Annotated in this window: 5 protein-coding genes; 3 read left to right on the forward strand and 2 right to left on the reverse strand. The window is 62.2% G+C overall.

Translation table 11 applies throughout. The features are described from left to right. Positions 1-11 precede the first annotated feature (11 nt). The gene (locus J1G34_RS11350; RefSeq protein ID WP_222994060.1) at positions 12-4,325 is read right to left on the reverse strand and encodes an AvrE-family type 3 secretion system effector; all 4,314 of its coding nucleotides are present in this window, start codon (positions 4,323-4,325) and stop codon (positions 12-14) included. A gap of 143 nt (positions 4,326-4,468) precedes the next feature. On the opposite strand from J1G34_RS11350, the gene ggt reads away from it, so the two are divergent. Continuing rightward, positions 4,469-6,298 (forward strand): gamma-glutamyltransferase, encoded by a 1,830-nt coding sequence (gene ggt, locus J1G34_RS11355; RefSeq protein ID WP_222994062.1) that lies wholly within the window; start codon positions 4,469-4,471, stop codon positions 6,296-6,298. 62 nt (positions 6,299-6,360) lie between these two features. Here ggt and J1G34_RS11360 read toward each other — a convergent pair whose 3' ends face one another. Next, positions 6,361-6,999 carry a LysE family translocator gene (locus tag J1G34_RS11360; RefSeq protein ID WP_065896597.1) on the reverse strand — a complete coding sequence of 213 codons (639 nt, stop codon included), beginning with the start codon at positions 6,997-6,999 and terminating at the stop codon, positions 6,361-6,363. Positions 7,000-7,136: 137 nt separating this feature from the next. Between J1G34_RS11360 and J1G34_RS11365 the strand changes: the two genes are divergently transcribed. Together J1G34_RS11365 and J1G34_RS11370 are read left to right on the forward strand one after the other, a co-directional pair. Next, a complete protein-coding gene (locus J1G34_RS11365; RefSeq protein ID WP_065891750.1) occupies positions 7,137-7,946 on the forward strand; it encodes an AraC family transcriptional regulator in 810 nt (269 codons plus the stop codon). Between the two features lie 483 nt (positions 7,947-8,429). After that, on the forward strand, positions 8,430-8,666 hold the full coding sequence (locus J1G34_RS11370; RefSeq protein WP_057725915.1) for a hypothetical protein: 237 nt from the start codon (positions 8,430-8,432) through the stop codon (positions 8,664-8,666). The last annotated feature ends 224 nt before the right edge of the window (positions 8,667-8,890 follow it).

An 8,890-nucleotide genomic window follows, 5' to 3' on the forward strand; every position in this document is an offset into this window, starting at 1 on the left:
CCTGGCAGCCTTCAGGCCACCACATTCGGCGTTCTTATACGCTGGTCCGCCAAGTCGATGGTCAGGTCGTGGCGTGGCAGGGGGCTCAACGTATCGTTGAGGTTCATGCGCAACGGTTTGTCCGCATTGGCTCCGTATTCAAAGTCGACGTTGACGTGCTTTTGCGTGTGACTGAGCGACGCGCTGCTGAAAAAACTGAGCGTGGTCAGGGCCGGTAATGACATGCCATGGGTCTGGGTCGCGGTGTAGTTCATGCTCATGCTTTTCACACGCAGGTTGTTGGGATCTTTCAGCGCTCGCTTGATCAACGGCTCGGTGCTTTCGCCCGCCAGGTGACGGCGCTCGATCGTGCGCAGAACCTGCGGTTTGAGTTCCATGCCGAGCGTCACGGAGGTGCCTTCACCCTGCTGCAGCTGTTGGATGATCCGCGCGAACTGCGGGTCCTCCCCGAGCCACTGCACGATGGCGGCCTTGTTGCCCGGCGCGACATCGTCCAGCCAGGCAAATCGCCCGTTGTCCTGCAGCCCCACCCTTGTCACGCTGGATTCGACCGACGCCAGCTGACGCAAACCGGCTTTCATCAGGGTGTGCTGGGTCATGCATTTTTCCAGCGACTGGCCGATGGCGTGGTAGTCATCCAGCTTTGTCGCTGAAGGAGGATGCGCCGCCATGAAGCGCTGCAACATTGCCAACTGCTCCTGCGGGTCAGCCGACGGTGCCATGACGGCCAGGTCCTGCCTGAACTGCGGTGAGTACTGCGACAGACGCTTGTGGATATCCTCGATCTGAGCCTGCGTTACCGGTTGCGCAGGCTTGAAGGACAAATCGACGGCCCGGGATTGCCCACGGTCGAATTTCACCCTGGCCGACACTTCCGGCAAGGCAAAGGCGATAGCCGTCGGCCCGCCCGCTTCACCTCTGCCCAGCGCCAGCGCGTTGACCGGTGCGAAGTTGGCCCCTGCTTCAGCCTCCCTCAGCCATTGCGCGTTGCGCCCTTCGTGACGGTGGGTGTCCGTCGCTGAACGTACGCCGGACCGGCTCGCATCCGCGTGTACCAGGTTGAGGTGGCCCACCCCGCCGATACCGGCGCGTATAACCGAGTCGAACTCGGCAATATTTTCCTGGGGGCTGTACATCAGCCGCAGTTGGGCAAGCCCATCCAGACTCAGATCAGCGCTGACCTTGGAACCTTCTCCAGACGCGTGTTCCTTGCCCAACGCCAACAAGTCCTGGAACCCTCCGGACTGCCCCGTCAGGATCGACATCATCTTGCCGAAGTCAGCCTCCCTCACGTCGAAACCAATGCTCGTCTCCCTGCTTTTCTCAACGCTCGCCAACAACTCACCCGCCACCCTCAGACCAGGCCCCACGGCGCCACCGCCCTGGCCTAACGTCACCCCCAGCCCCACGGAGCCGGTCATGCGCCGCTTGTCGTCGGTGCTGATCTCAACGTGTGCACCCTGGTCGGTACGACTGATGCTCACACCATGGGTATGGGACTTCGAGGCCTCCAGGAAAAACTCCAACGGCGCCACCGGTTTTACGCCGGTCACTATCACACCCAGCGCCTGGCCCTGGGTTCGACTGGGGCTGAGGGTCTGACCACTTTGCAGTTGCCGCACTTGCTGCGTCATGGCGTCCTGTATGGACGCATCGGCGGGCAATCCCAGCAGCCCCGACAGGTGCCAATGCAAGGCAGACCCTGGAGTGCCAAGATCCTTGGCCAGCAGTTTGAAGTTGTCATACAGCGATTCGGCCTGGTCGTAGCTGACAATCTGCTGGCTGGACAATTTGTGCACCGGGCCCTCTTCAAAGCCTTTAATCACCGCCTGAAGCGACGCCTCGATTCTTTTCAAGGCGCTCGGGCTATGGCCGGACGTGCTGCTCAGTGCCTCAACCATCCCGGCCAACTGTTCAAGTGTGCGGGCATGGTGAATCAAATCACCCTCGACGAGCGCCGAAGGATGACTGAGATCTCGCTGACGCTCCGGCTTCCACTCGGGCAACCTCAAGCCCTGCCCTTCGAAGTTGGCCAGCAGCGCGGCGGTGGGCTTTTGTGATGAAGGTTCGACCCGCTTGAACGCTTCAAACAAGCGGTGCAGCGTCGACTCGGCGCTCACCACCGTGCGGCTGAGCCTGGGCTGTGAGTCAACTGTCAGCCCATGCAGGTCGCCTAACAGGCGGGCGCACGCCTGGCTGCTTTTTTCGACCTTGAGCAGCGCCTGGCTGAGCTGCCCGGCCAGTGCCTGTCGCGGCCCGGGCTCGCTCAGGGCCGCAAGGCGAGTGCTCAGGCCGGCGCCAACCGGCTTGCTCCTGGAGAGCGACTCGAGCTGTTGGTGCAGGCGCTTGTCGTCGGCGTATACGCTCTCCAATCCCCGGCGACCCTGCATGTGATGCGCAATGGACCGGCCTTTCTCACCCAGCGCCTGCAAAGGATGGAAGTGCGCCTTGATCCCCTGGAAAAAATGGCGCTTGGTGGGTATCCCTTCGCGTGTTTGCCCAAGCACATTACTGCTGGCCGTCAGCGCGCCCCCTGACACAGGCGTGCGCATCTGGCCGGCCGCTAACGTGTCGGCCAATGAAGCCTCCGGCACCGCCGCTTGCACTGGCCCCCATGTCATTGCGCCTGGGGCTGCGTTATCCAGTCGATGAAACTGCTTGTCCCAACCGCCAATCAAGTGTTTGTCAGCCCCCATCCGCAGGGACTCCAAAGACTGACCCTGCGGCAGTTCAACCTTGCTCCAGCGCGGCGCGGCCCCCTCGCGGCTTTGCCAGGCGTGGCGATCGAGCTTGAATAATTCGCCCCCCTGAGTGTGTGCATAAAGATTCGCTTCATGATCCAGCGCCAGTGTTTTGATGGCGAGCGCCGGTGAAGGCCGCAACGGGCCGACCGCCCCGTCCACACAGGCCTGGAGCTGATGATCTTTATCGACGCTTACAAAGTTGCGGCCGTCGGCTACCGCGAAGCCTGTGAGCGGACGCTGAATATCGCCCGCAAGCACTTCCTCAAGTGACACCTGGGGGCGAGGCTTGGGCAGTGCGCTCAATTCATGACTGGCGCCCTCGAAGACCGGGTCACGCACCTTTGTGACATTCACCGCTTTGAGTTGCCCTTCTTGCAGCACATAGGCGCGTCCATCCAGGCCTCGCTCCAGATGGGCCACGCCCTTTTGCGCGCATTTGTCCCAACGTTGCGTTGCCGCATCCCAGCTCAGCAACGTGCCTGAATCAAACGCAACCTGGCCGCGCAGCCCGAGATCGACGGCGGTGGTCAATGCCTGCTGGCTGGGCAACGGCAGGCCTTTCTCGATGCCCTTGACCAGCACGTCGCTGAGGTTCCACGCCGGGCGCAGTCCGCCAGCCCTCTCCAAAGGCACGCTGTGCAATTGCTGCCGGGCATCACGGGCCTGGGCATTGAGCTGCCCGGCGTCATCATGGAAGAACCCCTCGACGCGCACCGCGCCCTCCAGCGCCTGCTCCAACGGTACGAGCGATTGCGCAACCATCGGCAACGTGCCGTCCCGCGCCAGCCGCAGGTCCGCGCGCAGCAGTTCACCGTCAGCCGTGGCGCCGTACAGCGTACTGCCAGACAAGCCGATTCGGCTGAGTTGCACAGGCGCGCCGCGCTCATCGAGCGGACGTACAACCGCCGCGTCGGCACCTTGAATCTGCACCACCGATACGCCCTGAGCCTGGCTCAACACCGCCGAGGTCCGCCCCTGCGCGCTGCTGTCCAGCGCCTCCTGAGGCGTCTTCAACAGTTGCCCCTCACGGGTCAGCCCGATACGGCTGTAGGTCCGGTTATCGGCGTCGGGTAGCCAGGACAGGGCAAGGGGTTCGAAGCGATACAGGCGTCCCTGGTCCAACCGAAATTGCTTGCCGTCGGCGCTCGTCTGCACTCCGCTGACGCTTCCCAAGTGCCCGCGACCGGGGCTCAATGGCGATACGCAACCTGCGTCGCCATCGGTTTCGGGCAGGCTGCTTCTGAAGACCACCGCAACAGCAGGGGTGGGCTGAATATGAAACAGGTAATCTCGCTCATCCCTGAAACGCAAGGTGCCGGCAACCGAGGCGCCATCGGCCACATAATGCTTGTCTGGCGCATTGAGATGGCGGGCGATATCACGTCCCGCGAGGGTCGTATCAGGTTCCAGCCGCCCGCCTTTGAGGCGGATATCGAACAGCATTGAAGCGGGGTTCAACGATTGATAAGAGGGCAGCGGCGGGACAGGCGCGGTGGCCGGGCTGGAAGATGCATTATCGGCGCGAGCATGCTCGATACCGTCAAGTTTTGCGTGAGGCAGCCCCTCTAATCTTCTGTACATAGCAGGCTCCAGAAATAGATAAATACCAATTATCGAGTGAGCATTTGCCTCGTTTTGGTTCCAGCGTGGCGCCATAAACCCAGCCCGGTCCCCGTCTCTTCTGCGCTAAAGTCTGCTGACAGGAAGACCAGATCATTCTCAAAATGAACGGAGCTCAACGCGTGCTTTTTATTTCCCGCCGTCAACTATCAACCGTTGCCATCACGCTCGCCCTGGCCGGCTGCCACACCACGATCAATGAACACCCCCCCGCACCGGAGCTGGGTTCGGGCTATCGCACCGATCTCGTCACGCGTCACGCCGCGCGCCATATGGCTGCCGCCGCCAACCCGCTCGCCGCCGAAGCCGGACGCGACATGTTGCGCCAGGGCGGTTCGGCCATTGACGCCGCGATCGCCATGCAAGCAGTGCTGACGCTGGTGGAACCGCAATCGTCCGGCATCGGCGGCGGCGCATTCATCATGCTGTGGGATGGCAAAAACCTGCACGCCTACGACGGCCGTGAAACCGCCCCGGCCGACGCGACAGAGCGGTTGTTCCTGAAGGCCGACGGCACGCCCATGGCGTTTACCGATGCGCAGATTGGCGGGCGTTCGGTGGGCACGCCAGGGGTGTTGCGGGCACTGGAAATGGCGCATAAAAAGAGCGGCCACCTGCCGTGGGCCCAGCTGTTCGAGCCGGCAATTCAGTTGTCCGAACAGGGTTTCGCGATCTCCCCACGCCTGCACAGTTTGATTGCCGCCGACCGCTTTATCGCGCAATCGCCGGACATGGCCGCGTATTTTCTGAATGCCGACGGGTCGCCAAAAGCTACCGGTACATTGTTGAAGAACCCGGCACTGGCGAAGGTGTTCAAACGTATCGCCAAGGAGGGCCCCGACGCGCTGTATCACGGCCCGATTGCCGATGAAATCGCCCTCAAGGTGCAGGGCAATCGCAATGCCGGCAGCCTGACCCAGGCGGACCTTCAAGGCTACGCCGCCAAGGAGCGCACGCCGTTGTGCACCGACTACAAACAATGGAAGGTGTGCGGCATGCCGCCGCCTTCGTCGGGCGGGATCGCTGTTGCGCAAATCCTCGGCACATTGCAGGCGCTGCAAACGCGCGATCCGCGCCTGGCCATCGCGCCGATGACGCCGCTCAAGAGCCCCTCGCCCGCCGGGCTTGAACCCACGCCCGAGGCCGTGCATCTGATCGCCGAAGCCGGGCGCCTGGCGTTCGCCGACCGCGCGCTGTACGTGGCTGATGCGGACTTCACCCCGGTGCCGGTTGCCGGCCTCGTTGCGCCAGACTACCTGGCCCGGCGCGCCGCACTGATCGGTGAGCGCAGCATGGGCATCGCCACGCCGGGTCAACCGGCAGGCCTCCAGGTGGCCTACGCGCCGGACCGTTCGCCGCTGCGCATTTCCACCTCGCAAGTGGTGGCCGTGGATGACCAGGGCGGCGCCGTGTCGATGACCACCACGGTCGAGGCGGCGTTCGGCTCCCATGTCATGGTCCAGGGCTTTTTGCTCAATAATCAGATGACCGACTTCTCGTTCATTCCCGAAGAAAACGGCCAACCCGTCGCCAACCGCGTGCAACCCGGCAAACGCCCGCGTTCGGCCATGGCGCCGACCCTGGTATTCGACCGTCAGAGCGGTGAGTTGCTGGCCACCGTCGGTTCGCCGGGCGGCTCGCAGATCATCGAGTACGTGAGCAAAACACTGGTCGCGATGCTGGACTGGAAACTCGACCCACAGGCCGCTATCGGCCTGCCGAACTTCGGCAGCCGCAATGGCGCAACCGAGCTGGAAGCCGGGCTGTTCAGCCAGGGCGTGAAGCAGGCCTTGAAGAGCAAAGGTCATGAGCTGAGCGAAATTGACATGACCAGCGGCGTCCAGGCGATCGTTCGCACGCGTGACGCCCAGGGTCAGGTGTCATTGAGCGGTGGTGCGGACCCGCGGCGTGAAGGCGAAGCGCTGGGCGACTGATTCAACCTGGGTGGCGAGGGCGCTTGCTCCCTCACCCCCCATTTAAGCCCCGTAACGGACGGTCAGCGATTCGCGATCAGATGTGAACCGAACAGGACGTAGCATCCCCCGGCAAAACGATCGAGCCATTTACGCGAACGGCTGTAAAGAGTGGCCATGCGTTCGCTGGAAAACAGCAGTGCCACACTGGTGTACCAACTGAACGACAAGGTCGCCATGACGATCACCGCCAACGTCAGCAACACCGGCGAAGGCGACGGCGGCATGGTGGATGCGAAGATAGTGGCGACGAACAGCGCCGCCTTGGGGTTGGACAGGTTACCCAACAGCCCCAGACGCCAGGCGGAAAACAACGAGCGCCGCGCCGCGTCCGGCAACGGGCTCTGGCCCATGCTGGTTGCCGAGCGCTTGAACAGTTTCAGCCCCAGATAAATCAAATAGCAGCCACCGATGATCTTGAACGCCAGGTACAACATAGGCGCGGCCGTAAACAGCGACTTGATCCCCAGCCCACCCGCCAACCCCCACAGGATCGTACCGGTGGCCACGCCCGCCGAAGCCACTACACCATGTCGGCGCGAACAGCTGGCGGCCAATTGGGCGGTGTTGAAGAAGTTGGGCCCGGGCGTGACCACGGCCACCGTCCACAGCAGGGCCAACGAGACCAGCGGCGCCACATACGCGGGGTTGAACAGTTCCATCGCGGCCAGCTCCTTCAAGGCAATACGCAGCCTGGATCATAGGCCTGGCCGAACAACTGCACAATCGTACAAGACCCCGGCAGACAAGGGGCGCAGACTCGGCTAACGTGTTTCCACCTCCTTTTGTGACAGTCACCATGGGCAACCCTACCCACACGCTGGACTGGCTGCACCGCGCGCCGCACGCCAGTGGCCTGGACCGTATCGAAGCCTACTTTGCCGGCTTCGCGTTCGACCCTCATCGCCATGACACCTACGCCATCGGGCGTACGCTGTTCGGTGTGCAGAGTTTCCACTATCGCGGCGGCATGACCCACAGTTTGCCCGGCACCACCATGGTGATTCACCCCGATGAAGTCCATGACGGCCGCGCGGGCAGCGATGAGGGTTTCAAGTACCGGATGATCTACGTGGAACCGGCGCTGATCCAGCAGATCCTCGGCGGCAAGCCGCTGCCCTTCATACCCGGCGGCGTGTCCACCGACCCGCGGCTGCACCGCGCCAGCGAGGTATTGCTGCAAAGCCTGGATTGCCCGATCGACCCGATGCAGGAGCAGGACGCCATGTTCGACCTGGCCCATACGCTCAGCGCTGCGTCCGGCGTCATCACCCACCGCAAATCCTTTGATTACATCGCCGCCGAGCGCGCCCGGGAATTTATCCACAGCGCCCTGGGCCGCAGCATCACCCTGGATGAAATCGCTGATCACGCGGGGCGCGACCGCTGGGCGTTGTCGCGGGATTTTCGCTTGCTGTTCGGCACCAGCCCCTACCGCTACCTGACCATGCGCCGGCTGGACCTGGTGCGCCAATTGCTGGCCCAGGGCGTGTCCCTGGTGGATGCCGCGATGAGCGCCGGCTTCACCGACCAGAGCCACATGACCCGGCAGTTTCGCAGCACCTACGGCATGCCACCGTCGCGCTGGGTAAAGATGCTCGGACGCTGACTCAAGACCTGATGCTTTTTGTAGGAGCGAGCTTGCTCGCGAAAAACGCCAACGATAACGCGTGCTTCCTGAATGAACGCGGTGCCTGTGAGTTTTTCGCGAGCAAGCTCGCTCCTACAGACGGCATCAGGGCCTGCCCCTCCCACAGCTCAGATAAGGCGGCGTTGCTGGCATTTGGTCATGGTTTGTAAAGGGCCAGCAAGCCGTGTCCCTTTAAATTGCAGGACGTTTCCGAGACAATCCCCGCCGCCTTGTGCCTGTTGGAATCGATGGCTAGTCTTCGGTCCGTCACTGAAATTCAGTGATCGGGTTTAGCAGCCTGAGTTCAATAGGCACACGTTGTCACCGCATTATGGCGGCTGTACGTGGGGCACCTTCGGGTGCGCTGGTTTTCCTATTGACCGGTCTGCTAACCCGCGTACAGCTGCCACCTCACGTTTAGCAGCGTTGGTGGTCGCTCCCTTGTTCAATAGGAGTTACACCATGACCAAAGCACTCCCCGATCCACCCATGGATTGCCTCGTCGTCAATGAAGAACTCAGCTTCGAAGACGCCCAACTCTATATTTCCCATCTGATCCACAGCGCATCGGCCACGGTGTGGGACTGTTGCGATCACCTGCAACCCCACGACCGCGCAAGAATCCATGCCGCATGGCATCTGCTGGAAATGGCCAAAACGGTAATAAACCGCACCATCGAATGCATGCCACGAACCTGAAAACACCACAAAACCAATGTGGGAGGGGGCTTGCCCCCGATAGCGGTGTATCAGCGACAGACAGGCTGGCTGACACACCACGATCGGGGGCAAGCCCCCTCCCACATTCCAGTTAAGGCGGCGTTGCTGGCATTTGGTCATGGTTTGTAAAGGGCCAGCAAGCCGTGTCCCTTTAAATTGCAGGACGTTTCCGAGACAATCCCCGCCGCCTTGTGCCTGTTGGA

It is taken from the genome of Pseudomonas sp. Wu6 (assembly GCF_019891515.1).
Taxonomy (GTDB): Bacteria; Pseudomonadota; Gammaproteobacteria; order Pseudomonadales; family Pseudomonadaceae; genus Aquipseudomonas; species Aquipseudomonas orientalis_A.

Coding starts and splice junctions, on each gene's coding strand:
- ggt (WP_222994062.1), top strand. CDS start 4,469: ATGAACGGAGCTCAACGCGTGCTTTTTATTTCCCGCCGTCAACTATCA.
- J1G34_RS11370 (WP_057725915.1), top strand. CDS start 8,430: ATGACCAAAGCACTCCCCGATCCACCCATGGATTGCCTCGTCGTCAAT.
- J1G34_RS11365 (WP_065891750.1), top strand. CDS start 7,137: ATGGGCAACCCTACCCACACGCTGGACTGGCTGCACCGCGCGCCGCAC.
- J1G34_RS11360 (WP_065896597.1), bottom strand. CDS start 6,999: ATGGAACTGTTCAACCCCGCGTATGTGGCGCCGCTGGTCTCGTTGGCC.
- J1G34_RS11350 (WP_222994060.1), bottom strand. CDS start 4,325: ATGTACAGAAGATTAGAGGGGCTGCCTCACGCAAAACTTGACGGTATC.